The 25,448-nt window shown below is 64.6% G+C and carries 19 protein-coding genes; 11 read left to right on the plus strand and 8 right to left on the minus strand.

The window, feature by feature from the left end; translation table 11 throughout:
• The first annotated feature begins 290 nt into the window (after positions 1–290).
• The gene (locus tag E8F06_RS10745) at positions 291–1,844 is read left to right on the plus strand and encodes a TerC family protein (protein WP_280366865.1); all 1,554 of its coding nucleotides are present in this window, start codon (positions 291–293) and stop codon (positions 1,842–1,844) included.
• 187 nt (positions 1,845–2,031) lie between these two features.
• Here the strand turns inward: E8F06_RS10745 and mscL are convergent, their stop codons facing one another.
• Entirely contained in the window at positions 2,032–2,442 is a 411-nt protein-coding gene (mscL, locus tag E8F06_RS10750; RefSeq protein ID WP_280366868.1) for a large-conductance mechanosensitive channel protein MscL, read from the minus strand.
• Between the two features lie 208 nt (positions 2,443–2,650).
• Here mscL and E8F06_RS10755 point away from each other — a divergent pair, with 208 nt between their 5' ends.
• The 3 genes from E8F06_RS10755 to radA all read left to right on the plus strand — a co-directional run bounded on the left by E8F06_RS10755 (position 2,651) and on the right by radA (position 4,668).
• A complete protein-coding gene (locus E8F06_RS10755) occupies positions 2,651–2,896 on the plus strand; it encodes a YdcH family protein (protein WP_077525124.1) in 246 nt (81 codons plus the stop codon).
• A gap of 83 nt (positions 2,897–2,979) precedes the next feature.
• Entirely contained in the window at positions 2,980–3,258 is a 279-nt protein-coding gene (locus E8F06_RS10760; protein WP_280366871.1) for a hypothetical protein, read from the plus strand.
• Between the two features lie 42 nt (positions 3,259–3,300).
• A complete protein-coding gene (gene radA / locus E8F06_RS10765; protein ID WP_280366873.1) occupies positions 3,301–4,668 on the plus strand; it encodes a DNA repair protein RadA in 1,368 nt (455 codons plus the stop codon).
• 187 nt (positions 4,669–4,855) lie between these two features.
• Here radA and E8F06_RS10770 read toward each other — a convergent pair whose 3' ends face one another.
• From E8F06_RS10770 to E8F06_RS10780, 3 genes are read right to left on the minus strand one after another with little or no spacing between them, the layout of a single operon-like run.
• The gene (locus E8F06_RS10770) at positions 4,856–5,248 is read right to left on the minus strand and encodes a PilZ domain-containing protein (RefSeq protein ID WP_280366875.1); all 393 of its coding nucleotides are present in this window, start codon (positions 5,246–5,248) and stop codon (positions 4,856–4,858) included.
• Positions 5,249–5,299: 51 nt separating this feature from the next.
• Complete coding sequence (locus E8F06_RS10775) at positions 5,300–7,465, minus strand: hypothetical protein (protein WP_280366878.1); 2,166 nt, start codon at positions 7,463–7,465, stop codon at positions 5,300–5,302.
• The gene (locus E8F06_RS10780; RefSeq protein ID WP_280366880.1) at positions 7,452–8,633 is read right to left on the minus strand and encodes a DUF3142 domain-containing protein; all 1,182 of its coding nucleotides are present in this window, start codon (positions 8,631–8,633) and stop codon (positions 7,452–7,454) included. Before E8F06_RS10780 ends, E8F06_RS10775 begins: the two co-directional genes overlap by 14 nt.
• Before the next feature lie 171 nt (positions 8,634–8,804).
• Between E8F06_RS10780 and E8F06_RS10785 the strand changes: the two genes are divergently transcribed.
• The 4 genes from E8F06_RS10785 (at position 8,805) to E8F06_RS10800 (ending at position 13,093) form a co-directional block, all read left to right on the plus strand.
• Positions 8,805–9,311, plus strand: a complete 507-nt coding sequence (locus tag E8F06_RS10785) for a DUF3015 domain-containing protein (RefSeq protein ID WP_280366883.1) — start codon at positions 8,805–8,807, stop codon at positions 9,309–9,311.
• Positions 9,312–9,465: 154 nt separating this feature from the next.
• Positions 9,466–11,532 carry a carbon starvation CstA family protein gene (locus tag E8F06_RS10790; RefSeq protein WP_280366887.1) on the plus strand — a complete coding sequence of 689 codons (2,067 nt, stop codon included), beginning with the start codon at positions 9,466–9,468 and terminating at the stop codon, positions 11,530–11,532.
• 10 nt (positions 11,533–11,542) lie between these two features.
• Positions 11,543–11,746: a YbdD/YjiX family protein gene (locus E8F06_RS10795; protein ID WP_190826939.1), complete on the plus strand. Its 204-nt coding sequence runs from the start codon at positions 11,543–11,545 to the stop codon at positions 11,744–11,746.
• A gap of 279 nt (positions 11,747–12,025) precedes the next feature.
• Positions 12,026–13,093 (plus strand): extracellular solute-binding protein, encoded by a 1,068-nt coding sequence (locus E8F06_RS10800; protein ID WP_280366890.1) that lies wholly within the window; start codon positions 12,026–12,028, stop codon positions 13,091–13,093.
• 600 nt (positions 13,094–13,693) lie between these two features.
• Here E8F06_RS10800 and glyA read toward each other — a convergent pair.
• Together glyA and E8F06_RS10810 are read right to left on the minus strand one after the other, a co-directional pair.
• Entirely contained in the window at positions 13,694–14,950 is a 1,257-nt protein-coding gene (gene glyA, locus E8F06_RS10805; RefSeq protein WP_280366892.1) for a serine hydroxymethyltransferase, read from the minus strand.
• Between the two features lie 145 nt (positions 14,951–15,095).
• Positions 15,096–19,235, minus strand: a complete 4,140-nt coding sequence (locus E8F06_RS10810) for an EAL domain-containing protein (protein WP_280367355.1) — start codon at positions 19,233–19,235, stop codon at positions 15,096–15,098.
• 340 nt (positions 19,236–19,575) lie between these two features.
• Between E8F06_RS10810 and ettA the strand changes: the two genes are divergently transcribed.
• The 3 genes from ettA to gdhA all read left to right on the plus strand — a co-directional run bounded on the left by ettA (position 19,576) and on the right by gdhA (position 23,507).
• Positions 19,576–21,243 (plus strand): energy-dependent translational throttle protein EttA, encoded by a 1,668-nt coding sequence (gene ettA / locus E8F06_RS10815; protein ID WP_280366895.1) that lies wholly within the window; start codon positions 19,576–19,578, stop codon positions 21,241–21,243.
• A 64-nt stretch (positions 21,244–21,307) separates the two neighbouring features.
• Positions 21,308–21,838 carry a hypothetical protein gene (locus tag E8F06_RS10820; protein WP_280366897.1) on the plus strand — a complete coding sequence of 177 codons (531 nt, stop codon included), beginning with the start codon at positions 21,308–21,310 and terminating at the stop codon, positions 21,836–21,838.
• Positions 21,839–22,172: 334 nt separating this feature from the next.
• Positions 22,173–23,507, plus strand: coding sequence for an NADP-specific glutamate dehydrogenase (gene gdhA, locus E8F06_RS10825; RefSeq protein ID WP_280366899.1), 1,335 nt, complete (start codon positions 22,173–22,175; stop codon positions 23,505–23,507).
• A gap of 136 nt (positions 23,508–23,643) precedes the next feature.
• On the opposite strand, the gene E8F06_RS10830 is transcribed toward gdhA, so the two are convergent.
• Entirely contained in the window at positions 23,644–24,009 is a 366-nt protein-coding gene (locus tag E8F06_RS10830; RefSeq protein ID WP_280366901.1) for a hypothetical protein, read from the minus strand.
• Positions 24,010–24,105: 96 nt separating this feature from the next.
• Positions 24,106–25,326, minus strand: coding sequence for an RtcB family protein (locus tag E8F06_RS10835; protein WP_280366903.1), 1,221 nt, complete (start codon positions 25,324–25,326; stop codon positions 24,106–24,108).
• Positions 25,327–25,448: the final 122 nt, after the last annotated feature.

Here is a 25,448-nt window from a genome sequence, read left to right on the forward strand (position 1 = left end):
AACAGGCTCGGCGAGGTTTCGTACATGAATGGTAAAAATTCCCTACTTAGCTCTGGCTAATTTCTGACCTAGCATTCGCAGTTCGTTTATCCGAACTGGAAACCAATGGACAGCGACAGTAGTTGTAAGCCGCCCCCTGCGACCCTGGGTGCGGCCTCCCTCCCCACCGGCGTTCCCGTACGCCAAATCGAATTGCAGCTTCCTGCTGCCTACGCTTCGTGCATGTCGATGCAACGCCTGCAGGCGCGGTTTGTGCCTGCCCGTGAACTTCTCCCGAGAGCTTGATCCCTATGGAATGGATACTTGATCCCACGGCCTGGCTTGGCCTGCTGACCCTTATCGTCCTGGAGATCGTCCTCGGCATCGACAACCTGGTGTTCATCGCCATCCTGGCCGACAAGCTGCCACCCCATCAGCGAGACCGCGCGCGTCTGATCGGCCTGTCGCTGGCGCTGATCATGCGCCTGGGCCTGCTGGCCAGTATTTCCTGGCTGGTCACCCTCACCACGCCGCTGTTCGAAGTGTTCGACAAGAGCTTCTCCGGCCGTGACCTGATCATGCTCTTCGGTGGTGTGTTCCTGCTGTTCAAGGCCACCATGGAGCTGCATGAGCGCCTGGAAGGCCGCGTCCACAGCCAGGGTGGCAGCCGCACCTACGCCCTGTTCTGGCCGGTGGTGGCGCAGATCGTGGTGCTGGACGCGGTGTTCTCCCTCGACGCGGTGATTACCGCCGTGGGCATGGTGGAGCATCTGGAAGTGATGATGATCGCCGTGGTCGTGTCCATCGGCCTGATGATCATCGCCAGCAAGCCGCTGACCGCCTTCGTCAACGCTCACCCGACGATGATCATGCTGTGTCTGGGCTTCCTGATGATGATCGGCTTCAGCCTCACCGCCGAAGGCCTGGGCTTCCATATTCCGAAGGGCTACCTGTACGCCGCCATCGGCTTCTCGTTGCTGATCGAGGCCGCCAACCAACTGGTGCGCTGGCGCCGCAAGCGCCAGCTCCAGGGCGACCGCAGCGTGCGTGAGCGCACTGCCCACGCGGTGCTGCGCTTGCTGGGCGGCCGTGGTGTGGAGGCTGAAGAGGTAGGTGAGGAAATCGCCGACCTGGTGGGCGCCGGCGACGCTGGCAAGGTGCCCTTCGACCGCCGCGAACGGATCATGATCAGTGGTGTGCTGGGGCTGGCCGAGCGCCCGATCCGCACCCTGATGACCAATCGCAGTGAGGTGGAGCGCGTCGACCTGGACGAATCCCGCGAGGTCATCTGCGATGCCCTGCTGCGCTCGCCCCACTCGCGGCTGCTGGTGATCCGTGGTGGCAACGTAGACGAGCCGCTGGGCTACGTGCACAAGAAGGAGCTGCTGCGCGAACTGCTGCAGGGCCAGGACCCGGATTTCGAGCAGGTGCTGCGGGTTCCGCCGAATCTGCCGGATAGCGCGTCGGTGCTGGGCGCCCTGGAGGAAATGCGCAAGGCCTCCACCCACGTGGCCTTCGTGGTCAACGAGTTCGGCGGTTTCGAGGGTCTGCTGACCATGACCGACATACTCGAGTCCATCGCCGGTGAACTGCCCGACGCCAGCGAGGTGGATGGGCTGGATATCGAGCCGTGCGACGGTGGCTGGAAGGTCAGCGGTGCCGTGAACCTGAGTCTTTTGGGTGAGCGCCTGGGCTTTGCCGCCAAGCCCGGTGAGGACTACCAGACCCTCGCCGGCCTGGCCATGAGCCTGCTGGACCGCTTGCCGGTGAGGGGCGATGCCCTGGAAGTGGAGGGCTGGCAGCTGGAGGTGATCGAGGTGAAGGAAAGGCGGGTCAATCGCCTGCTGCTCAAGCCTTTGGGGTAGTCCACCAGTGCGTTGTAGGGGGAGCATTAAGTGCTGCAAGTAGCTGCATCGCCCGTAGGAGCTGGCTTGCCAGCGAATGTCCCCTTTTCGCTAGCAAGCTAGCTCCTACAAGGCTCAGCTAAAATTCGCCCCACAAGAAGAAACGGCGCCATCGAGGCGCCGTTTTTTATTGCGATGTCCGTCAGGACTACTTGTCCCGTTGCGACTTCAGCAGGTCGCGGATCTCGGTCAGCAGTTCCTGGTCCTTGGTGGGCGCCGGCGGTGCTTCCGGGGCTGCGGCCTCTTCACGCTTGAGCTTGTTGATCGCCTTGACCCCCATGAAGATCGCGAAGGCCACGATCACGAAGTCCAGAATCGTCTGGATGAACTTGCCGTAGCTCAGTACCACAGCCGGGATATCTCCCTCGGCGGCCTTGAGGGTGATGGCCAGGTCGGAGAAATCGACCCCGCCGATCAGCAGGCCAATGGGCGGCATGATCACGTCGCCCACGAAAGACGAGACGATCTTGCCGAAGGCGGCGCCGATGATGATGCCCACGGCCATGTCGACCACGTTGCCCTTGACGGCGAAGGCTTTGAATTCGTTGAGCAGGCTCATGTTCACTCCCTGAGGTTCTGGTTTTAAGGCTGAAGTGTAATTCAGCGGGTCGAGGCTGCCAGTGGCGGTCACCTCCTTGTGCGGGCACACATGCTAGGGCCCGGCATGGCCAGTGCCAAGCCTGCGGTGTGTTTCCGTCAGGCGGCGCTTTCCGCCGCTGGACACTGGTCTAGCCTGAGAGTGAGGCTGCAAGAGGAGGGTCGCTGCCATGCCACTAGAACATCACCCGCTCAACCGTGAATTCCCGGAGTTCAAGGACACCATGCGCGCACTGCTGCAAAGCGATGCGCACTTTGCCCGGTTGGCGGGGGAGTACCAGGATCTGGATTCGCAAATCTACGAAGTCGAGGACGGCAACAAGGCCCTTGATGACAGCGCCCTGCACGGTCTGAAGGTGCAAAGGGTCGCCTTGAAAGATGAAATCGCCCGAATGCTCAGGAGCGCCAAGGGCTGACGCCTTGATTTGATCGGGGTCAACAGGGCTGGACGAGTAGGGGCATAGGCTGGGCACCATCTTTTCTTCCCGGAGCCTTTGCCATGACCGCTGCCATCCTGGTGTCCGGCGTGGGCATGATGCCTGCGTCGTCCATTTCCCCTGAGCGCCTGGAAGCCATCGAACGCCTGGGCCGCCTGCAAAGCCAGCTCGACCTGTTGCAACTCCGCATCCGCCGCGTGGAAGAGGGCAGCGAGCCGGATGACGGCTCCAGCCTGACCATGCTGCACATGCGCCTGGATGGTCTGCTTGAGGACCTCGAACGCCAGCGTCGACGCGCCAGCGGCCAATGCTGCAACTGCGGCGGCGGTTGCCGGGGTTGATCCGCTATCATGCGGGCTTTCGTGTTTTGACGGAGTCCGCTGATGGCCAAGGCCAAGCGCATGTACGGCTGCACCGAGTGCGGCGCCACTTTCCCCAAATGGGCCGGCCAGTGCGCTGATTGCGGGGCCTGGAACACCCTGGTGGAAACCGTGCTGGAGGGCGCCGCGGCGTCTTCCTCGGGCGGCCGCGGCGGCTGGGCTGGCCAGCAGGCGCAGCTCAAGACCCTGGCCGAGGTCAGCGTCGAGGAAATGCCGCGCTTTTCCACCGCCTCCACCGAGTTGGACCGCGTCCTCGGCGGCGGCCTGGTGGATGGCTCGGTGGTGCTGATCGGCGGTGATCCGGGCATCGGCAAGTCCACCATCCTGCTGCAGACCCTCTGTAACATCGCTGCGCGCTTCCCCGCGCTCTATGTCACCGGTGAGGAGTCCCAACAGCAGGTGGCCATGCGCGCCCGCCGCCTGGGCCTGCCGGAAGACAAGCTCAAGGTCATGACCGAGACCTGCATCGAAGCCATCATCGCCACCGCACGGGTGGAGCAGCCCAAGGTGATGGTGATCGACTCCATCCAGACCATCTTCACCGAACAATTGCAGTCCGCCCCCGGCGGTGTGGCCCAGGTGCGCGAGAGCGCCGCGCTGCTGGTGCGCTTCGCCAAGCAGAGCGGCACGGCGATCTTCCTGGTCGGCCACGTAACCAAAGAAGGTGCCCTGGCCGGTCCTCGCGTGTTGGAGCACATGGTGGACACGGTCCTCTATTTCGAAGGCGAGTCCGATGGTCGCCTGCGCCTGCTGCGGGCGGTGAAGAACCGCTTCGGCGCGGTGAACGAACTGGGCGTGTTCGGTATGACCGACAAGGGCCTGAAGGAAGTCTCCAACCCTTCTGCGATCTTCCTCACCCGTGCCCAGGAGTCAGTGCCCGGCAGCGTGGTGATGGCCACCTGGGAGGGGTCGCGGCCCATGCTGGTCGAGGTCCAGGCGCTGGTGGACACCAGCCACCTGGCCAACCCTCGCCGAGTGACCCTGGGCCTGGACCAGAACCGCCTGGCCATGCTGCTGGCGGTGCTGCACCGCCACGGTGGCATCCCGACCTATGACCAGGATGTGTTCCTCAACGTGGTGGGCGGTGTGAAGGTGCTGGAAACCGCCTCCGACCTGGCGCTGATCGCCGCCATCATCTCCAGCCTGCGCAATCGTCCGCTGGCCCATGACGTGCTGGTGTTCGGCGAAGTGGGGCTGTCCGGTGAGGTGCGCCCGGTACCCAGCGGCCAGGAGCGCCTTAAGGAAGCCGCGAAGCACGGCTTCAAGCGCGCGATCGTGCCCAAGGGCAACGCGCCCAAGGAAGACCCGCCCGGCCTGACCGTGGTCGCGGTGACCCGCCTGGAACAGGCGCTGGGTGCGCTGTTCGAGTAGCGGGGAGGTGGGGGTGAGGTGAGAGGTATTGGCAGACCTGCGGTCTGCTTAGCGATTGAAATCGCCCCCACAGGAAAAGCGAGCAGCATTTAGCCTGCACGGACAGCTCCCTCTCCCGCTTGCGGGAGAGGGTTGGGGTGAGGGGCTTTTGGCAGACCTGCGGTCTGCTTGGCGAATGAATTCGCCCCTACAAGAAGCGGCTGTCGACGGGCTCTTCCTCACCCAATGCGGTCAACTCGCGCTCCAGCAGCTCTTCGCTACCGAGGTTGAGCTCCACCAGGCGGCGCAGGTGGCTGATGGAGTCCAGGTCGATATGACGGCAGATGAAACCGAGCTGGTCGCCCTGGGCGCGGGTCAGTTCCACTTCCATCGCGACCTGTATGTCGGCCCCCAGGTCGATGCGGACATCGAAGGGCATGGCCGGGTCGCCATCCCACTCCGACGGGCGAATCACCAGCAGGCCCTTGAGGGAAATGTCGTGCAGCTCCGCCGCCCAGCGCTTGTCGCCCTGCGCGATGGTGGTGGCGGCATCGAAGTTGATGCGGTGGAAGCGCCGACGTTCGCTGGCGATTTCACTCATGTTCATGCTCCTGCGAGATTTCAACCACTATAGACAAGGCTCTTCGCGCCTTCATTCGCCCCGGCGCCGCCTGATCCACAAAATCATTGCCGCAATCGCCAGCACGCCGGTTCCGGCCAGCAGGTACTTCCACGGGCGCAGGCTGCTGCGCAACCACTGCCCGCGCTCTTCCCAGACGCGCTTGCCGGCGGCATCGAAGTTCGGTTCCTCGCAGTTCTGGCCGAAGTTGACGGCCCAGGGCACGTACGGTCCCTGCTGCACGTAGCGCCGGTAATGGACACGTGCGCCTTCCAGGTCGCGGTAGAGCAGCCAGCCGGTGGCCTTGCACAGCACCGCGGCGAAGGCCTGGCTGCTCCGGGGCAGTTGGTCGGCGGCGCGGTCAGCGAGCTGCGCGGCGACCCAGCGATAGTGGTAGCGGGCATTGGGCTGGGCCAGATTGGCGTTCTGCCGCTCGGCCTCGTCGGCGCTCAGCAGCCCGCTTGCTTTCTGGCGGTCGACCTGGAGCAGGGCGAAGGAACCGCCGAGGCTATGGAAGTCTGGCGACATCTCGTAGCCCAACAGTTCCATGCCCTGTTCACGGGCGATCACCGCCGCTTCATAGAGGGCTTCGGCACGGCCGGTGGCGGTCCAGCGGTTCTCCGCTTCTTCCCGAGCGTGGCCATAGCGGCGGGCGGTTTCGCGCAGCTCGTCGCTGTCGTAATAGGGCAAGGCCTCGGCGTAGTGGCCTTCACGCAGCAGACGCCGTGCCAGCAAATCACGCAGTTGGGCGGCTACGGGACGTGGCTGGTAGCTCTCGCGCTCTTCGGCTGTCTGCGGTTTGGCTGCCGCTACCTTGGCGTCGACATAGCCCTTGAGTTCTTCCAGCGTGAGCACCCGCTCGGCGACAGCGGCGGCATCCCACCAGTAGAGGTCGCCGCTGCGGTAGAGCAGGTCGAAGGCGTCCAGGTAATCGCCGCGCTGCAAAGAGAGGATGGCGTTTTCGCCGTCCACCCGGCAGCGCGGTTTCACGTTCTCGTAATCCCAGTTGGCCGTGCGCCGGGTGCCCCAGTCTTCACCTTCGGGGAAGGCGCGCGCGGCCTTGGCGTAGGCTTCGGCGGCACGGGTGGCATCACCGTCGCGCAGGGCCAGCTTGGCTCGCAGCCACCAGGCCAGACCGCTGTCGCCGGCTTTGGCGAGGAAGCGCCGGGCATCGTCGTAGCGACCGAGCTGGTAGCTCAGGGCGGCCAGGCGATCGGCATTGTCCAGATCGCTGGCAGTGTTCTCGACCAGCAAGGAGCCGAGGTGATCATCCCCATTCGGCTCGCCATCGAGGCGGCTGAGCAGGCGCGCGGTCAGCAGTTGCTGAACCTCGGGAATGGCCAGCAACGGCACCAATTGTTCATCGGGCAAGCGGATGAGTTCGGCCGAAAGCTGGCGCAGCGAGCTGTAGCCGGTGGCCGAATGGTGGGCGGTCTGGCTGGCGTAGAGGCGGATGGCGCCGGCCCAGTCGCCGGCCAGATAGGCCAGGCGGGCGTCTTCGCCGAGGCTGGCGATGCCCAGCTCCAGAGGGTCGGAGTAACCCTGGGCGGTGAGCTGGCGGGTCTGACTGAAAGCATCGCGCGCGGCCTCGGTGGCTTGTCGCATGAACAGCCGCTGGTCTTCTTCGCTGCGTTGGGTTTCGTCCGTAGGCACGCCCTCGGGATTTCCTAGGCTGGCCTGTGCCCGGCCCAGGGAATAGGCGGCCCAGGTGCTGCGCAGGCGACGTTGTTCGGGCGGCAGTTGCAGGACCCTCTGGAAGTAGTCGGCAGCCAGTTGGTAATCCTGCTGGGCGAACGCGACCGCACCAGCGCTGTAGAGGCGCAGCTCGGCGGGCAGGTCCAGGCCCTGGTCCTCCACCTGGTGGGCGTCGGTCAGGGTTCGCAGGTGCCGGACCTGCTGGTAGAGGGGCTCGCCCAGTTCCTTCTGTTCCACTTCATCGCGCTGCTGGAGGTAGCGTTCCCCGCCGTCGTCCCAGTAACCCACCAGGGTGGCATCACCTGACTGGCCGAGGCCGGGGACCGGCTTGCCCAGGCGCGCGACCTCGAAGGCGAAGTTGCCTTCGGGCAGCTCGGCCAGGGTCTGGGCGCGGTCGTCCAGCAGGCTCAGGGGAAAGTCCGGCCCGCACGCCTGCGCGCTCAATACCGGCAGGCAGAGCGCGATGGCGAGGGCAAGGCGAGTGCGGCGTTCAGGGGTAGACACGGGATCCTCCTTGATCGAGATGTTCGCAGCGGGCCCAACCCAGGGCGCGCTGTTGGCCGGCGGCGAGCCGGCCTTCGTTGAGACGGGTGAAGACCAGGCGGTCGGTTGCGCGCTCCAGGCGATAGCCGGCCAGGGCGTCGGCCGCATAGCAGGACTGGGCAGGCAGTTCGATGCGCTCCGGCAGGGGGCCGTCGAGGTTGCCCAGGTTGGTGAGGGCCAGCTCGTGCAGTGGTCCCGACTGCTGGATCTCAGGCTGGATGTCGGCGTGCAGGGCTTCGCCACGCGCCACTGCCAGCAGGGTTACCAACCGCCAGGCGCGGCGATCGCCGGCCAGGGGCAGGCGGAACCAGATGACGCCGGTCAGGTGCTCGGGGCGGTCGCGGCGCAGGTTGGCCAGCAGTTCAGCCAGTTGCTGCGGGTCGGCCTGGAGTTCGCGGCGTGGTCCGGCGATGGCCAGCGGGCTTTCGCTCTCGACCCGGCCATTCACCAGGGCGATGCCGTAGGCGGGCAGGGCGAGCAGGAAGGGGCGGTCGCTGACATCGTTCCAGAGCTTTGCCCAGGCCTGTGCCCGTGTGGGGTCGAACAAACCATTCTCCGGGGCGCTCACCGCATGGACCTGCAATACGCTGCCATCCACTTGCCGAAGCAGATCGGCCAGAACCGGGCTGTCGAGCCAGGCGGGCAGGGCGGTGATGCTGAGCTTGAGGTCCGCCGGAAGCGCCTGGCGAAGGTCGCGGAGAAAGTCCCGGTACCCCGGCAGGCGCGCGCTGGCGCAATCGTGATCGATCTCCAGACCCTGCATGACCACACCCTGGGCGCGCCAGTGGTCCACCAGGGCGAGTATGTCGGCGCGGGTGCGTTGCAGGTCCAGGTCTGGCAGCTGGCCGTCCAGGCGGACCACTGCGACCAGCGGGCGGCCGTCGGCGGCGAGCAGTTCGCGGTCCACCTGAATGCGCGACCAGCCCGCACCCGGATGGGCCTGGGCGGCGAGCACCCGCAGGGTGGAAAAGTCGGTACGGCTGGCGGCCAGGGCTTCTGCGTGGGCCGGGCGCCATTGCCGCTGCCATATATAGAGTTGCTGGTCGAGCGGCGCGCGGGTTTCCTGCTCGCAGCCAGAGAGCAAGAGCAGCAAAAGGATGAAGGCTGCGCGAAGGTGTGAATAAGGCATGGAATCGGCGCGCTCTGGAGCGGGCTCCTTGGGTAATTGAGCCTGACTGCGGCGAATTACATCCGTAATCCCGGTGGCCGACAAGGCGTGCCGGGGCTGGTTTGACAGTTCCCTATACGTCGCCAAAGCTGCTTATGCGGTTTTTCTATAAATTCGTGCGGAGCGCAAATAATGGATAAGCGACTTCTGAAAAAGGGTTTGATCGTGGGGCTGCTCAGTGCAGCCAGCGTGGCGGCGCAGGCCGACCAGGCGGGGGGCGGTGGTTGCGGTTGGGGCAACATGCTGTTCGAAGGTCAGCGCGGGCTGGTCCCGCACCTGCTGGCCACCACCACTAACGGAACTTCCGGTAACGCTACCTTTGGCTTGACCTCGGGTACCAACGGTTGCGATTCCAGCGTGCGCCTGGGCTACGGCGGACGCTCCATGCTGGCCATGAACGGCATGCTCGACAACATTGCCGAAGACATGGCCCAGGGCAAAGGCGAGGCGCTGGATGCCTATGCGACCCTGCTGGGCATCGAACAGTCCGATCGCGCCCACTTCGCCCAGGTCACCCAGGCCAATTTCTCCACCATCTTCTCTTCGCCAGACGTGACCGGGGACCAGGTACTCGCCGCCACTGTCGACGTCATGAGCCGCGACCAGCAGCTGGCCCGCTATGCCAAGCAGCCGAGCTAAGTCCAGCAGCGTATAAGAAAGCCGGGCCTTGCCCGGCTTTTTTCTAGCCCCCTGTCGTTGAAAGGGCCATTCCAGACCCGGTTCGGTCACCGGCTGCTTCCAGAGGGACTAAGCTTGTGCGGCAGCCTGTCTGTTCATTCATTCGGAGTTCCCTATGAACAATAACAACAGCGTCCTGCGCCACCTGCCCTGGGCAGTGCTGGCTGTGGCCGGGGCCTGCGCCCTGGGCGTTGTCGCGTTGCGGCGCGGCGAGGCGATCAACGCACTGTGGATAGTGGTAGCCGCCGTTGCCCTCTACCTGGTTGCCTATCGCTACTACAGCCTGTTCATCGCCACCAGAGTGATGCAGCTCGATCCAGCTCGCGCCACGCCGGCCGTCCTCCACAATGACGGTCTGGATTTCGTTCCAACCAACAAACACGTGCTCTTCGGGCACCACTTCGCTGCCATCGCTGGCGCCGGCCCGCTGGTGGGCCCCGTACTCGCCGCGCAAATGGGCTACCTGCCCGGCACCCTCTGGCTGATTGCCGGAGTGGTACTGGCAGGCGCAGTGCAGGACTTCATGGTGCTGTTCATTTCCAGCCGCCGCGATGGACGTTCCCTGGGCGACCTGGTGCGAGAGGAAATGGGCCAGGTGGCTGGCACCATTGCGCTGTTCGGCGCGTTCCTGATCATGATCATCATCCTCGCGGTGCTCTCGCTGATCGTGGTGAAAGCCCTGGCCGAAAGCCCATGGGGCATGTTCACGGTGATGGCGACCATCCCCATTGCGATGCTGATGGGGATCTACATGCGCTATATCCGCCCGGGCCGCATCGGCGAGATTTCGGTGGTGGGCGTGGTCCTGCTGCTGACTTCCATCTGGCTCGGTGGCCAGGTCGCCGCCGACCCGGTCTGGGGGCCGGCGTTCACCTTCACCGGCGTGCAGATCACCTGGATGCTGATCGGCTACGGCTTCGTCGCCGCCGTGCTGCCGGTGTGGCTGATCCTCGCCCCGCGTGACTACCTGTCCACATTCCTCAAGATCGGCACCATCATCGCTCTGGCCATCGGCATCCTGATCACCATGCCGGAGCTGAAAATGCCGGCGCTGACCCAGTTCGTCGACGGCACCGGTCCGGTATGGAAGGGCCCGCTGTTCCCCTTCCTGTTCATCACCATCGCTTGCGGCGCGGTATCGGGCTTCCATGCGCTGATTTCCTCGGGCACCACGCCCAAGATGCTGGCCAGTGAGTCCCACGCCCGCTACATCGGCTACGGCGGCATGCTGATGGAGTCCTTCGTTGCCATCATGGCCATGGTCGCCGCCTCGGTGATCGAACCGGGCGTGTACTTCGCCATGAACAGCCCGCCGGCCGTGGTCGGCGCGGATGTCGCCAGTGTGGCGGCGGCGGTGAGCAACTGGGGCTTCGCCATCACCCCCGAGCAACTGGAGGCGACCGCCAGGGACATTGGCGAACACACCATCCTGGCCCGTGCCGGCGGTGCGCCGACCCTGGCCGTGGGTATCGCACAGATCCTCCACCAGGTGCTGCCGGGTGAGAACACCATGGCCTTCTGGTACCACTTCGCGATCCTCTTCGAGGCACTGTTCATCCTCACTGCCGTGGACGCCGGTACCCGTGCTGGTCGCTTCATGCTGCAGGACCTGCTGGGCAACTTCGTCCCGGCCCTGAAGAAGACCGAGTCCTGGACCGCCAACGTCATCGCCACCGCCGGTTGCGTGGCCCTCTGGGGCTGGCTGCTGTACCAGGGCGTGATCGACCCGTTGGGCGGCATCAATACCCTGTGGCCGCTGTTCGGTATCTCCAATCAGATGCTGGCGGGCATCGCCCTGATGCTGGGCTGCGTGGTGCTGATCAAGATGAAGCGCCAACGCTATGTCTGGGTGACTCTGATCCCGGCCACCTGGCTGCTGATCTGCACCACCACTGCCGGTGTGATCAAGCTCATCGATCCGAACCCCGCCGTCGGCTTCCTGGCCCTGGCGAAGAAATACAGCGACGCCCTGGCTGCGGGGCAGGTGCTGGCGCCGGCCAAGGACATCGGCCAGATGCAGAACGTGATCTTCAACGCCTACACCAATGCGACCCTGACCGCGCTGTTCCTCTTCGTGGTGCTGAGCGTGCTGTTCTACGCCATCAAGGTGGGCCGAAATGCCTGGATGAAACCGGAGCGCACCGACAAGGAATCTCCGTTCCAGCCGATCCCGGAAGCCTGAGGAGGGCGCCATGTTCAATGACCTCAGCCGCATGGGTAAGTACCTCGGGCAGGCCGCACGCATGCTCGTGGGCATGCCCGATTACGACAATTACGTCGAGCACATGCAGCGCAAGCATCCGGACAAACCGGTGATGAGTTACGAGGAATTCTTCCGCGAGCGCCAGGAGGCGCGTTATGGCGGCGGAAAAGGACGGCCTGTGCGTTGTTGCTGAGCTGAGAAGCAGAGGCAAGGAGCGCCACGCATTGTCGTGGCGCTTTTTTTTTGAGGGCGATTTCATGCCTGGTGTGGACGCTGCCTCAACCACGTGATTGTTCCGGCGACCAGACACAAGACCCTGCGTGACTTCGCTTCCCTGGCTCAGTGCGACCTGGCGCGCAATCCCGACAATCCGGCAGCCAGACACAAGCGTCTGGCAGGCACGGCCATGACAGCATCCGGGGTGAGCCTTCTAATCCTTCCAGCCCTCATGGGAGCAGGGCTGGAGGGAACCATGAAGAAAATGTTCTGCCTGTTGCTGTGCACGTTGCTGGTCGGATTCGTTCAGGCCGAAGAGGTGTTGCGGGTCTACAACTGGACCAACTACATCGAGCCCGAAGTGTTGGCGGCTTTCCAGAGTGAGAGCGGCATCCGTGTCGAGTACACCACCTTCAGTACCGCTGCCGAGCTGGATGCGGCCCTGGCCGGGACGACGCAATACGACCTGGTAGTGCCTTCGCATTTCCAGCTGGCCCGGTTGATTGGCGAAAAACGTCTGCAGCCCCTGGATTTCTCCCAGCTGCCCCACTCCAACAGCCTGGACCCGGCGCTCCTGGCCATGCTAGCCGGATTCGATTCGGCGAACCGCTATGTCGTGCCTTATCTCTGGGGTTCGGTTGGGATGGTGAGCAACCCGGCTCTGGCCGAGCCAGCGTTCGGCGGTGCCTTGCCGAACAGCTGGAGCCTGCTCTTCGACGAGCAGCAGCGCTCGCGCCTTGCGAGCTGCGGCCTGGGGATGCTGGATGCGCCGGAGGAAACCCTGTCGCTGTGGCTCAACTACCGTGGCCGTAACCTGAGCAAGGGCGGCACCCGGCAGATCGACCAAGCCGGCAAGCAACTGTTGGCCATGCAGGGGCAGTTCCGCAATCTGGACAACGACGGCTATGTCACCGACCTGGCCAGCGGCAAGCTCTGCGTGGCCATGGCCTGGGTCGGACATGCGCTGACGGCGGCGGCGAAGAATCCGGCATTGCGCTTTCGGATTCCCGATGAAGGCGCGCTGGTGTTCATCGACAGCCTGGCCATTCCCACCAACGCCTCGCGGCCGGACCTCGCCTACCGATTCATCGACTATCTCCTGCAGCCGGAGAACGCCCGGCGCAATGCCCTGGCATCGCATTTCTACTCGTCACTCAAGGCCGACTCGCCGGAAATGGCGCGGCTGGCCAAGGAACAGCCGATGCTGGTGCCCAATCAGGCCGAGCGAAAGCGTCTCTACTTCCTGGAGCGCCTGACGCCGGAGCAGAAGGCGCGGGTCGATGCGTTGTGGCAGCAGATCAAGGTGTCGCGCACGGCATTGTGAAGGGGCTGCAGCTGGCGGCCCAGCTCATTGCCGAGTGTGCTTCAGGTTCCTGTTTCGCCTTCCCGGGCGAGTCCCTTTTGCAGTCGCCGGAGTGCCGCCCACCCAAAAGGAACCAAAACGCTTGCCCCTGCATCCGGCCCGGCTTCGCCGGGTGACCAGCCTTCGGCTGTTACTGCGTTTCCCTCCCTCCATCATTGCGCCGGGGGCACGGCGAGAGGGGCCATCCATGGCCCCACACGCCTCTCGCGGCATCCATGCCGCTCGTCCCCCTATGCAACGATTCCGCTCGGCCTCCTGAAGGGGCGAAATCGCCGCCCCACCTCATTTACTTAATATCAGCCCGGCGGTGGCTTCAGGATTGCTTGTGTCTCGCCAGCGCGAGTCACCCCTCGCCCGCCTGCGGGGTGAAGAGGCACGCTTTCGGAAGCACCGCTTCCGGTGCCGATGAACGACTGCGCGCGAAGCGATCAGGCTGGGGCGCAGAGCGGGGGCCGGGGGAGAGGGTGGGCCGAGTGGCTCAATTCATCCTGCCAATTCACTACGAGCCGAACACCCATAAAAAAGCCCGGCATTTGCCGGGCTTTTTCGTTGCGCTGTCGCTTACTTGCCGTAAACCGGCAGCTTGGCGCAGACGGCCTTGACCTGGTCGCGAACGCGGTCGATCACGGACTCGTCGCCCATGTTCTCCAGGATGTCGCAGATCCAGGTGGCCAGCTCGCGGCACTCGACTTCCTGGAAGCCACGGGTGGTGACAGCCGGGGTGCCGATACGCAGGCCGGAGGTGACGAAGGGCGAGCGCGGGTCGTTCGGCACGGAGTTCTTGTTCACGGTGATGAAGGCACGGCCCAGGGCAGCGTCCGCATCCTTGCCGGTGATGTCCTGCTTGATCAGGGACAGCAGGAACAGGTGGTTCTGGGTGCCACCGGAAACCACGTCGAAGCCGCGGTCAACGAATACCTGGGCCATGGCCTGGGCGTTCTTCACCACTTGCTCCTGGTAAGCCTTGAACTCAGGCTGCAGGGCTTCCTTGAAGCACACGGCCTTGGCGGCGATCACGTGCATCAGCGGGCCACCCTGGCCGCCGGGGAATACGGCGGAGTTCAGCTTCTTCTCGATCTCTTCGTTGGCCTTGGCCAGGATCAGGCCGCCGCGCGGGCCGCGCAGGGTCTTGTGAGTGGTGGTGGTGACCACGTCGGCGTAGGGCAGCGGGTTCGGGTAGACGCCAGCGGCAACCAGGCCGGCCACGTGGGCCATGTCGACGAACAGGTAGGCGCCTACCTTGTCGGCGATGGCGCGGAAGCGCGGGAAGTCCAGGACCTGGGAGTAGGCGGAGAAGCCGGCGATGATCATCTTCGGCTTGTGCTCAACGGCCAGGCGCTCGACTTCGTCGTAGTCGATCAGGCCGGTGGCGGTGTCCAGGCCGTACTGCACAGCCTTGTAGATCTTGCCGGAGAAGTTCACGGAAGCGCCGTGGGTCAGGTGGCCACCGTGGGCCAGGCTCATGCCGAGGACCGTGTCGCCCGGCTGTACCAGGGCCTGGAAGACGGCGCTGTTGGCCTGGGAACCGGAGTGCGGCTGAACGTTGGCGTAGTCGGCGCCGAACAGTTCCTTGGCGCGGTCGATGGCCAGCTGCTCGACGATGTCGACGTACTCGCAACCACCGTAGTAGCGCTTGTGCGGGTAGCCTTCGGCGTACTTGTTGGTCAGCACGGAGCCCTGGGCTTCCATCACCGCCGGGCTGGTGTAGTTCTCGGAGGCGATGAGCTCGATGTGCTCTTCCTGGCGCTGGGCTTCTTGCTCCATGGCGGCGAACAGGTCGGCATCGTAGCGGGCGAGGGTCAAATCACGGCTGAACATGGCGGTCCTCTTAAGGATCGGTGCTAGGAAAGCTGCGCATTCTACCTGATCGGTCGCTGGCTGGCATATGAAGGTCGGTCATGTGACAGACAAGTGGCCCTCATTCAGCGGGGTGCGCCGATGGCGACGAATGCGGCGGGGCGAATCAGCTGAGGATGAAGTTGGCGCTGGTGCCGAACAACCGCTCGAACTGCGCTGCTGGCACCGGGTGACCGAACAGGTAGCCCTGCACTTCATCGCAGCCGTGTTCGCGGAGGAAGTTGAGCTGCGCGTGGGATTCCACGCCTTCGGCGATCACCGCCAGGTTCAGGCTGTGGGCCATGGCGATGATGGCGCGGGCGATCTGCGCGTCGCGCTCACCGTCCGGCAGGCCGTCGACGAAGCTGCGGTCGATCTTCAGCACGTCGATGGGGAACTGCTTGAGGTAGTTGAGCGATGAGTAACCGGTGCCGAAGTCGTCTACCGCGATGCACAGGCCGAGGCGCTTGAGGTTCTCCAGGATCTCCATGGCTTCGCCCACGTCGCGCATCAGGATGCTCTCGGTCAGCTCCAGCTCCAGGCAGGCCGGCGGAAGGCCGCTGTCTTCGATGATGGCGGCGATGCGCTCGGCAAGCTGGCCATCGGCGAACTGGCGGGCGGAGATGTTCACCGAGATCTTCGGCAGGCGCATCTTCGCCAGGTGCCAGGCCTTGAGCTGGCGGCAGGCTTCGCTGAGTACCCAGTCGCCCACCTGCACCACAAGACCGAGCTCCTCCATCACCGGCACGAATTCCCCGGGCGGCACCAGCCCGCGCTTGGGGTGGCGCCAGCGCAGCAGCGCCTCGACACCGGTCAGGCGCCGGCCGTCGCCAGAGAATTGCGGCTGGTAATAGAGCAGGAATTCGCCCTGTTCCAGCGCATGACGCAGGTCGCTTTCCAGCTCCAGGCGCTCCAGGGCGCGGGCGTTCATGTCCGCCTGGTAGAACTGGAAGTTGTTCTTGCCGCGTTCCTTGGCGTGGTACATGGCGGTGTCGGCGTTCTTCATCAGCTGGCTCAGCTCGCGGCCGTCCTGGGGCGAGAGGGCGATGCCGATGCTGGCGGTGACGAAGAATTCGCGGCCTTCGAGGACGAAGGGCCTGGCCAGGCTGTCGAGGATCTGTTCGGCGACATGGATGGCGCGGTTCAACGCACCCTCGCGGGTGGCGCGCGGCTGCAGCAGCAGGGTGAACTCGTCGCCGCCCATGCGCGCCACGGTGTCGTCTTCGTGGACGCAGGCCGCCAGGCGCACGGCGACGTCCTTGAGCATGCGATCGCCGGCGGCATGGCCGAGGGAGTCGTTGATCGGCTTGAAACGGTCGAGGTCGAGGAACATCAGCACCACCCATTCCTGGTGCCGCTCGGCGTACTGCAGGGCGGTGTGCAGGCGATCCTGGAACAGGGTGCGGTTCGGCAGGTGGGTCAGGCCGTCGTAGTAGGCCAGGCGGTGGATGCGCTGCTCGCTGGCCTTGCGCTCGCTGATGTCGCTGAAGAAGCAGACGTAGCTGACCAGGTCGCCATCCTCGTCGTGCACCGCGGTGATGCCGACCCAGGCCGGATAATTGTCGCCTTCGCGGCGCTTGAGCCAGATCTCGCCTTCCCAGCTGCCGCGCTGGTTGAGCTGGCTGAGGATGAAATTGAGCTGGTTGGCCTGCTGGCGGTCGGCGGTGAGCACGGCCGGCAGTTGATCCAGCACATCCTGGGCCTTGTGTCCTGTGATGCGGCAGAAGGCTTCGTTGACCTGGACGATGTAGCCGGCCGGGTCGGTGACCAGGATGGCCGAGGTGGAATGCTCGAACACCGTGGCCGCCATGCGCATTTCCTTCTCGGCGCGGCGCTGCTGGCTGATGTCGCGGCCGACGCCGAGCATGCCTTCGAAGCGGCCGTATTCGTCCCACATCAGCATGGTGCGCAGTTCCACCGGGATCTTCTGCCCATCGGCGCGCATGCAGTCGAAGAGGAACAGCCGCGACGGCATCTGGCTGCGCAATTCGGCCAGGCGTTGCGGGTTGCCCAGGGCGTTACGCACCTGCTCCAGCTGCTCGAACAGGTCGAGCATCTGCCTCGGGTCGGCGGCCATGCCATGGAAACCGTTGGCGATTGCCCAGTCGGCGGTGTAGCCGAGTACCGGTTGTACCGAGGGGCTGACGTAGTTGAGCTGCAGTTCGCTGTTGGTGGTGAAGATCACGTCGCTGATGCTTTCGGCCAGCATGCGGTAGCGGCGTCCGCTCTCACGCATGGATTCGGTGGCTTCGATCTGCTCGGTGATGTCCTTGGCCACGCCGATCAGGCGGCTGACGCGCCCCTGCTCGTCGCGGGCCAGGGCCTGTTCGCGGATGTCGAACCAGTGCCACGTGCCGTCCTTGTGCCGCCAGCGCAGCTGACATTGCAGCAGCAGGCCGTCGCCCACCACCTGCTGCAGGCTGCGCATGCGCCAGTACTGTTCGGCGTCGTCAGGGTGCAGCACTTCTTCCCAGAAGCGCTCGCCCATGTTGCGAATGTCTTCTCGGTCGTAGCCCAGCTGCGGGCCGAGGCGGTTGTTGGTGAGCATCACCCGCTTGTTGACGATGTCGTGCACATAGAGGGTGTCGGGCAGCGCCAGCACCACGTCGGACCAGAAGCGCTCGCGCTCGATCAGCGAAAGCTCGACCTCCTTGCGGCTGGTGATGTCGTTGATGCTCAGGGTGACCGCTTCCAGGTCCTCGACCATGTCCGGCAGGTGCAGCACCAGCCAGATGTGCCGCATCTGGCCCTGGGCGGTGACGATCTGGCTCTCCATCTCCAGGTGCTTCTTGCCGCCCAGCAGGGCTGCCATCAGCTGAAAGCGGATGCCGCCTTCATGCAGCGGATGGGAACCGATCAATTGCCGCCAGGCCTGCTCGCTGCTGCTGACGCCCAGCAGGTGCATGGCCACCTGGTTAACCTCGGTGATCCGCAGCCGGTGCAGCAGCTCGCCGTGCTGTTGCGGGTTGTCCCTGATCCACGCGGCCAGGACGGCACGGTCGAGCAGGCCCAACTGGATCAGGTGCTTGCGCAGGTCGGCGAGGTCGAGCACGCAGAGGGCGATGCCGCCGCCTTCGAAGATGTCCTGGTAGCGCCGCCGGGTTTCCTGCAGTACACGCAGGGCCCGCTGCTCCTCGGTCACGTCGCGCAGTACCCAGACGTAGCCGAGCAATTGGGCGCCGTCGTTGAGGTCGTTGCGGGTCACGGCCAGCAGGCGCTGTTCGCTGCCGCGCTTGAATTGCACCAGGTCCGAACCCAGTTCGTGGTCCAGGCCGGGAGCGTTGAGCAGCAATGGGTCCAGGCCCGGCAGCAAGGCCAGCAGGTGGTGGTTCTGGGCAGCCTCGCCGCTGATGCCGAACATGGCTTCGGCCTGCGGGTTGAGGTAGCTCAGGCGCCCGTCCACCTGGGTCACCAGCACGCGTTCCTCGATTACACCGAGGGCGCTTGCCGCCTGGCGCAGGGAACGCCGCGAGGCGTTGTTGAGTTCGAGCAGGCCGCGCTGTTCGCGCTGCAGGTAGTAAAGGGCGATCAGCGCCAGGCTGGCGCTGATGAGGAACAGCAGCAACTTGCTGAGCAGTTCGGGCAGCAGGTTGGTACGCACCTGGCGTTCGTCGTGAAGGGCGCGGAGTTGCCAATCACTGTGGCCAAGGGGCGAGACGAGGATGGTCTGCGCCTCCTGTTCGGCGGTCACCGGCATCACGATGGGGCTGCTGCGGCTGAGCTTGCCGCTCTGCGCCAGGACCCGCTGGAGGAAGTGGTCTTCCAGCAGCCAGCGGTAGTCGCGGTCTTCATGCTTGAGCAGCCAGGTGCGGATGGCTTCCGCATCCAGGCGCAGGGCCCAGTAGCCGCTGGGCTCGGGCAGGGGAGACTGGCGCAGGATCAGGTAGACCTGGCCGCGGCCCTGGGGGCTGAAGGCGTAGTGGTAGGTTTGGCCTTCACCGCGCTGGACCAGGTCGGCGAGGAACAGGGCGTCGTCACTGTTGGCCTGGGTGTCCGCCAGCACGCCGCCGTTGGGATTGAGCCAGGCCAGGCTGGTAATCGATGGCAGGATGGGCCGCAGCAGGTCCATTTCCGCCAGCTGCCGGTCTTCGCCCTCTGGGTGGGGCGGTTGCTGGCGGAGCAGGACGAGCACGGCGTCCGCCTTCATCTGCATGACCAGCTCAAGGTGACTGGCCAGCTCGCGGGTGAGGGTGTAGTTGCGCTCCCGGGCGCCGTCCTGCAGCTGGCGGTACTCCTGGTGCAGCTGCCAGAGCAGCAGGGCCAGCATCAGCAGGACGAGGCCGCCCAGCAGGCCCTTGACCGAGCTACGCGCAGGAGCGTTGGCCAGGGGCTGTCCTTGCTCGGGCTGGGCGGGGGGGAGTGGGCTGGCTGGCACTAATGGCGTTCCTGCTACTGCTCATTGGGCAGGTGACGGGGCGTCCCGGGCCAAGGGGGCCGCGGACCGGCTAGCATGCCCTGAAGGCACTCAAAGTGCCAGTACGACCGTCGAGTGTTGTTTGCCCTCCCCGGTGCATTCCGGTAGCTTTGCCGCACGCGCGCGGGAGCGCCTGTTCCCTCATTGTCGCTCCCCGCCTTATTCCACATTTGTTACAGCACCAAGGTCAGCCATGGCTCAATACGTCTACACCATGCACCGGGTCGGCAAAGTCGTGCCCCCGAAGCGTGAGATCCTCAAAGACATTTCCCTGTCCTTCTTCCCGGGCGCCAAGATCGGCGTGCTCGGCCTGAACGGCGCGGGTAAGTCGACCCTCCTGCGCATCATGGCCGGGGTGGACACCGAGATCGATGGTGAAGCCCGCCCGATGCCTGGCATCAAAGTCGGCTACCTGCCCCAGGAACCCAAGCTGGATCCGACCAAGACCGTGCGCGACATCGTTGAAGAGGCGGTGGGCGAAATCAAGCAGGCCCAGGCCCGCCTGGACGAGGTCTACGCTGCCTACGCCGAGCCGGACGCCGACTTCGACGCCCTGGCCGCCGAGCAGGCGAAGCTGGAAGCCATCCTCCAGGCTTCCGATGGCCACAACCTGGAGCGTCAGCTGGAAGTCGCCGCTGACGCCCTGCGCCTGCCGCAGTGGGACGCGAAGATCGAACATCTTTCCGGTGGTGAGAAGCGCCGCGTGGCCCTGTGCCGCCTGCTGCTGTCCGCCCCTGACATGCTGCTGCTGGACGAGCCGACCAACCACCTGGACGCCGACTCCGTCGCCTGGCTGGAGCACTTCCTCCATGACTTCCCGGGCACTGTGGTAGCCATTACCCACGACCGTTACTTCCTCGACAACGTTGCCGGCTGGATCCTCGAACTGGACCGTGGCCATGGCATTCCGTTCGAAGGTAACTACTCCGGCTGGCTGGAATCCAAGGCCAACCGCCTGGCCCAGGAAGCCAAGCAGGAAGCCTCTCACGCCAAGGCCATGAAGGCCGAACTGGAGTGGGTGCGCCAGGGCGCCAAGGCTCGACAGTCCAAGTCCAAGGCCCGTCTGCAACGCTTCGAGGAAATGCAGTCCCAGGAATTCCAGAAGCGTAGCGAGACCAACGAGATCTACATCCCGGCCGGTCCGCGCCTGGGCGACAAGGTCATCGAGCTGCACAACGTCACCAAGGGCTACGGCGATCGCGTACTGATCGACGACCTGTCCCTGAGCATTCCGAAGGGCGCCATCGTCGGCGTGATCGGCGGTAACGGTGCCGGTAAGTCGACCCTGTTCCGCATGCTTACCGGCAAGGAGCAACCGGACTCGGGCACCATCGATATCGGTGAAACCGTGCAGATCGCCAGCGTCGATCAGAGCCGCGACAGCCTGGAAGGCACCAAGACCGTCTGGCAGCAGGTTTCCGATGGCTTCGAGCAGATCAAGATCGGCAACTACGAAGTCCCGTCGCGCAGCTACGTCGGCCGCTTCAACTTCAAGGGCGCCGACCAGCAGAAGTTCGTCAAGGACCTCTCCGGTGGTGAGCGTGGCCGCCTGCACCTGGCCCTGACCCTGAAGCAGGGCGGCAACGTGCTGCTGCTCGACGAACCGTCCAACGACCTCGACGTGGAAACCCTGCGTGCGCTGGAAGAAGCGCTGCTGGACTTCCCCGGCGCCGCCATCGTGATTTCCCACGATCGCTGGTTCCTGGACCGTATCGCCACCCACATCCTCTCCTATGAGGACGACGGCAAGGTGAACTTCTTCGAAGGCAACTACACCGAGTTCGAAGCGGACCGCAAGAAACGCCTCGGCGAGGCTGCCGCCCAGCCGCACCGCGTGCGTTACAAGAAGCTCGCCCAGTAACTTTACCGGGCAGGCATCGCAGACAACGGGGCCTTTTGGCTCCGTTGTCGTTTCTGGAGGTTCGATGAAAGGATTCAACCACTACCTGTTCTGGCTTTCCTCCCTGGCGCTGTTCGGGGTCTGTGGCCTGTATTTCTCCTTCTATCCCTCTCCCGCCTGGAAGGTGGTTTCCGTTCCCTGCTCCTTGGCTCTGGGGGCTGGGCTCTATGCCTGGCTGGCCCGGCGCGAGCGCTTCAGCACCCTGTTCGGGCTGGAAACCGATGCCGCCCGCTGGCAGTTGCACCTGACCCTGGGGGCGTTGCTGGTCCTGGTGGTCTGGGGTGCCCTGCAGGTACCCGCTGCCGCGCTCTATACCCAATGGCTGGGTGAGGACGCCGAATTCGCCGCCCGCGTGCTGGGCAAGGAGTCTGGCGGCCTGGGTTGCCGGTTCCGTGTGGAACTCGTGCTGGACGATGCCGCCATGGGCGTGGGCGTCTGCGTGACCGAGGATGTCTGGCACTCCCTGCCGGACCATGGCGTGGTGGTGATGCGCGGCAAGCGCAGCGAGCTGGGCATCAATCCCCGGCAGGTGCTGCGGGAGTCGGCGGGGCGCTGAGGCATTGCCTGCCCCGGCCTCATCACGGCCGGCTTGTATCCAATTGCGCTGATAGTGCGAGTGCTCCGGGTGAACACGGGGATGGTCGCGACGTGTCGTGGTCTTTCATGGTGCGGCGTGGCTGCGAAATGGTGCATTGGGTTGTCCGGGGCAATCTGAGGAGAAAAACCTGAATTCAGCGATTTCAGATGGTTTTATTCCTTTTTCGTAGCGCCATTTACATGTAATGCACCAAAAAGATTCAGATATGCGTCACTTTGCCCTATCGAGGTGCTGGCCAGCTTGGTAGAGTCTCGCGCCATAAATTGTTCACAAAAGAAAAATGGTGAGAAACATGACGCAATCCGTCGACGCATTCCTACAGCGCCTGAAGCAGCGCGACCCCGACCAGCCTGAGTTCCATCAGGCGGTGGAAGAGGTTCTGCGCAGCCTTTGGCCATTCCTTGAAGCCAATCCGAAGTACCTGGAGGCCGGCATCATCGAGCGGATCGTCGAGCCGGAGCGTGCCGTCCTGTTCCGGGTGCCGTGGGTCGACGATGCCGGCCGTGTGCAGGTGAACCGTGGTTATCGCGTGCAGATGAGCAGCGCCATCGGCCCGTACAAGGGCGGCCTGCGCTTCCACCCGTCGGTGAACCTGGGCGTGCTGAAGTTCCTCGCCTTCGAGCAGGTATTCAAGAATTCCCTGACCTCGCTGCCCATGGGCGGTGGCAAGGGCGGCTCGGACTTCGACCCCAAGGGCAAGAGCGACGCGGAAGTCATGCGCTTCTGCCAGTCCTTCATGAGCGAGCTGTACCGTCACATCGGTGCCGATCTCGACGTGCCGGCCGGTGATATCGGCGTCGGCGCCCGTGAAATCGGCTTCCTCTTCGGCCAGTACAAGCGCCTGTCCAACGAGTTCACCTCGGTCCTCACCGGCAAGGGCCTGGCCTACGGTGGCAGCCTGATCCGCCCCGAAGCCACCGGCTACGGCTGCGTGTACTTCGCCCAGGAGATGCTCAAGGGCATCGGCCGCGGTTTCGACGGCCAGCGCGTGGCCATCTCCGGTTCTGGCAACGTGGCCCAGTACGCGGCGCAGAAGGTGATGGAGCTGGGCGGCAAGGTGATTTCCCTGTCCGACTCCGAGGGCACCCTGTTCGCCGAGGCCGGCCTGACCCAGGAACAGTGGGAAGAGCTGATGGAGCTGAAGAACGTCCGCCGCGGACGCCTCAGTGAACTGAGTGCACCGGGCCTGCGCTTCATGCCCGGCGAGCGTCCCTGGTCGCTGGCTTGCGACATCGCGCTGCCCTGCGCCACCCAGAACGAGCTGAACGGTGAAGACGCCCGCGCGCTGCTGGCCAACGGCTGCATCTGCGTGGCCGAAGGCGCCAACATGCCGTCGACCCTCGAGGCGGTGGACCTGTTCCTCGAGGCGGGCATCCTCTTCGCCCCGGGCAAGGCGTCCAACGCCGGTGGCGTGGCTACCAGCGGTCTGGAAATGAGCCAGAACGCCATGCGCTTGCACTGGACCGCCGGCGAGGTGGACCAGCGCCTGCACGGCATCATGCAGAACATCCACCACGCATGCGTGAGCTACGGCGAAGAGAACGGCCGGATCAACTACGTGAAGGGCGCCAACATCGCCGGCTTCGTGAAAGTCGCCGACGCCATGCTGGCGCAGGGTGTGGTGTAACGCTGCCGTTTCCTGACGCAGGCCTTGTAGGGGCGAATTCATTCGCCAAGGGCAGCTTAGCTGCCCCCTTCAGGGCCTGATGGGCAGACCTTCGGCCTGCTTGGCGAATGAATTCGCCCCTACAGATTCATCACCGTCAATTCGGATGCAGCGCCCTCCCCATGGCGTTGCCCCGATTTCTCTGCCACTCGACATCCTCCCGATTGCGGCGCCATTCCTCGTATTCGCGCTGTTCCTCGCTCTGCACCTGCGCCTGACACTGGCGGAAGCCGTCGCTCCAGCCCTCGGCATAGTTGGCATCCTTGAGATAGCGCGGCACGTTCTTGCGGAATTCGCCACTGATCACTCCCGCCGCCTGGCGACCACTGCTGCAACCATCGGCAAAGCCGTCGGCGAAGGCCGGTGGGTAACCCTGGGCGATCAGATGATCGTGGGTGGATTCGCAGCCCGCGAGCAGGCCGGTGAGCAGGAGGGCGAGAAGGGCGGCGTGACGTGACGCCATAGGTAGGCTCCCGTGCACCAAAAGGCGGGCGCACGCGCGACTGGGGTGTATTACCGGAAGTCTAGCGCTGGCGATGTGATCAAAGCGTCAAGGCCTTCAGCCTTTGACGCAGACCACCTGGCGCAGGGTGTGCACCACTTCCACCAGGTCGCGCTGGGCCGCCATCACGGCGTCGATGTCCTTGTAGGCCATCGGGATTTCGTCGATCACATCCTTGTCCTTGCGGCATTCCACATGGGCGGTGGCGCGGACCTGGTCTTCCACGGTGAACAGTTTCTTCGCCCGTCCACGGCTCATCGCGCGACCGGCGCCGTGGCTGCAGGAGCAGAACGCTTCTTCGTTGCCCAGTCCGCGGACGATGAAGCTCTTCGCACCCATGGAGCCGGGAATGATGCCCAGCTCACCCTTCTGCGCCGACACCGCGCCCTTGCGCGTCACCAGCACTTCGCGGCCGAAGTGCCATTCCTTCTGCACATAGTTGTGGTGGCAGTTCACCGCTTCCAGGCTGGCGTCGAAGGGTCTTTTGAGCACCTTGCGGGCGGCTTCGATCACCGCCTGCATCATCAGGGCGCGGTTCTGCCGGGCGAAGTCCTGGGCCCAGCCCACCGCTTCCACATAGTCGTCGAAGTGCCTGCTGCCTTCCTCGAAGTAGGCCAGGTCGCGGTCCGGCAGGTTGGCGATGTGTTGGCGCATGTCGGCCTGGGCCAGCTCGATGAACAGGGTGCCGATGGCATTGCCCACCCCGCGCGAGCCGCTGTGCAGCATGAACCAGACGCGGTCGGCCTCGTCCAGGCAGACCTCGATGAAGTGGTTGCCGGTACCCAGGGTGCCGAGGTGGTGGCGGTTATTGGTCTTCTCCAGGCGCGGGTACTTCGAGGTGATCGCCTTGAAGCGCCTTGCCAGGGGCCGCCAGGCCTGGTCGGCTGCATCCGGCACGTTGTCCCAGGCGCCCTGGTCGTGCCGGCCGAAGGTCTTGCCGTGGGGCACCGCGCGTTCGATGGCGCTGCGCAGGCCGTGCAGATTGTCCGGCAGGTCGGCGGCGCGCAGGGACGTGAGGGCAGCGATCATGCCGCAGCCGATATCCACGCCCACGGCGGCAGGGATGATGGCGCCCACGGTCGGGATCACGCTGCCGATGGTCGAGCCCTTGCCCAGGTGCACGTCGGGCATCACCGCCAGGTGCTTGAAGATGAAGGGCATCTTGGCCGTGTTGATCAACTGCTGGCGGGCTTCGTCTTCCACCGGCACGCCCTGGGTCCAGAGCTTGATCGGCTTGCCGTTGGAAACTTCCAGCAATTGGGAACCGTTGGTGTTCATCTGCATCGCCTGACGAGGGTGTGGATAACCATTCTGAGCCCGTTGTGGCGGGCCGGGCGCGCATCTTACCGGTGGCGCCAGTGATGGGTATCGCAGGCTCGCGGAACGCCGCCCGACCCATC

It is taken from the genome of Pseudomonas sp. BN411 (assembly GCF_029871235.1).
Lineage (GTDB): Bacteria > Pseudomonadota > Gammaproteobacteria > Pseudomonadales > Pseudomonadaceae > Metapseudomonas.

What these genes read in the sequence shown, in the direction of transcription:
- E8F06_RS10820 (WP_280366897.1), top strand. Translation starts at nt 21,308, where the DNA reads ATGAAAGGATTCAACCACTACCTGTTCTGGCTTTCCTCCCTGGCGCTG.
- E8F06_RS10835 (WP_280366903.1), bottom strand. Translation starts at nt 25,326, where the DNA reads ATGAACACCAACGGTTCCCAATTGCTGGAAGTTTCCAACGGCAAGCCG.
- E8F06_RS10810 (WP_280367355.1), bottom strand. Translation starts at nt 19,235, where the DNA reads ATGCTGGCCCTGCTGCTCTGGCAGCTGCACCAGGAGTACCGCCAGCTG.
- gdhA (WP_280366899.1), top strand. Translation starts at nt 22,173, where the DNA reads ATGACGCAATCCGTCGACGCATTCCTACAGCGCCTGAAGCAGCGCGAC.
- radA (WP_280366873.1), top strand. Translation starts at nt 3,301, where the DNA reads ATGGCCAAGGCCAAGCGCATGTACGGCTGCACCGAGTGCGGCGCCACT.
- E8F06_RS10745 (WP_280366865.1), top strand. Translation starts at nt 291, where the DNA reads ATGGAATGGATACTTGATCCCACGGCCTGGCTTGGCCTGCTGACCCTT.
- glyA (WP_280366892.1), bottom strand. Translation starts at nt 14,950, where the DNA reads ATGTTCAGCCGTGATTTGACCCTCGCCCGCTACGATGCCGACCTGTTC.
- E8F06_RS10755 (WP_077525124.1), top strand. Translation starts at nt 2,651, where the DNA reads ATGCCACTAGAACATCACCCGCTCAACCGTGAATTCCCGGAGTTCAAG.
- E8F06_RS10830 (WP_280366901.1), bottom strand. Translation starts at nt 24,009, where the DNA reads ATGGCGTCACGTCACGCCGCCCTTCTCGCCCTCCTGCTCACCGGCCTG.
- E8F06_RS10780 (WP_280366880.1), bottom strand. Translation starts at nt 8,633, where the DNA reads ATGCCTTATTCACACCTTCGCGCAGCCTTCATCCTTTTGCTGCTCTTG.
- E8F06_RS10800 (WP_280366890.1), top strand. Translation starts at nt 12,026, where the DNA reads ATGAAGAAAATGTTCTGCCTGTTGCTGTGCACGTTGCTGGTCGGATTC.
- mscL (WP_280366868.1), bottom strand. Translation starts at nt 2,442, where the DNA reads ATGAGCCTGCTCAACGAATTCAAAGCCTTCGCCGTCAAGGGCAACGTG.
- E8F06_RS10795 (WP_190826939.1), top strand. Translation starts at nt 11,543, where the DNA reads ATGTTCAATGACCTCAGCCGCATGGGTAAGTACCTCGGGCAGGCCGCA.
- E8F06_RS10785 (WP_280366883.1), top strand. Translation starts at nt 8,805, where the DNA reads ATGGATAAGCGACTTCTGAAAAAGGGTTTGATCGTGGGGCTGCTCAGT.
- E8F06_RS10770 (WP_280366875.1), bottom strand. Translation starts at nt 5,248, where the DNA reads ATGAGTGAAATCGCCAGCGAACGTCGGCGCTTCCACCGCATCAACTTC.
- E8F06_RS10790 (WP_280366887.1), top strand. Translation starts at nt 9,466, where the DNA reads ATGAACAATAACAACAGCGTCCTGCGCCACCTGCCCTGGGCAGTGCTG.
- E8F06_RS10760 (WP_280366871.1), top strand. Translation starts at nt 2,980, where the DNA reads ATGACCGCTGCCATCCTGGTGTCCGGCGTGGGCATGATGCCTGCGTCG.
- ettA (WP_280366895.1), top strand. Translation starts at nt 19,576, where the DNA reads ATGGCTCAATACGTCTACACCATGCACCGGGTCGGCAAAGTCGTGCCC.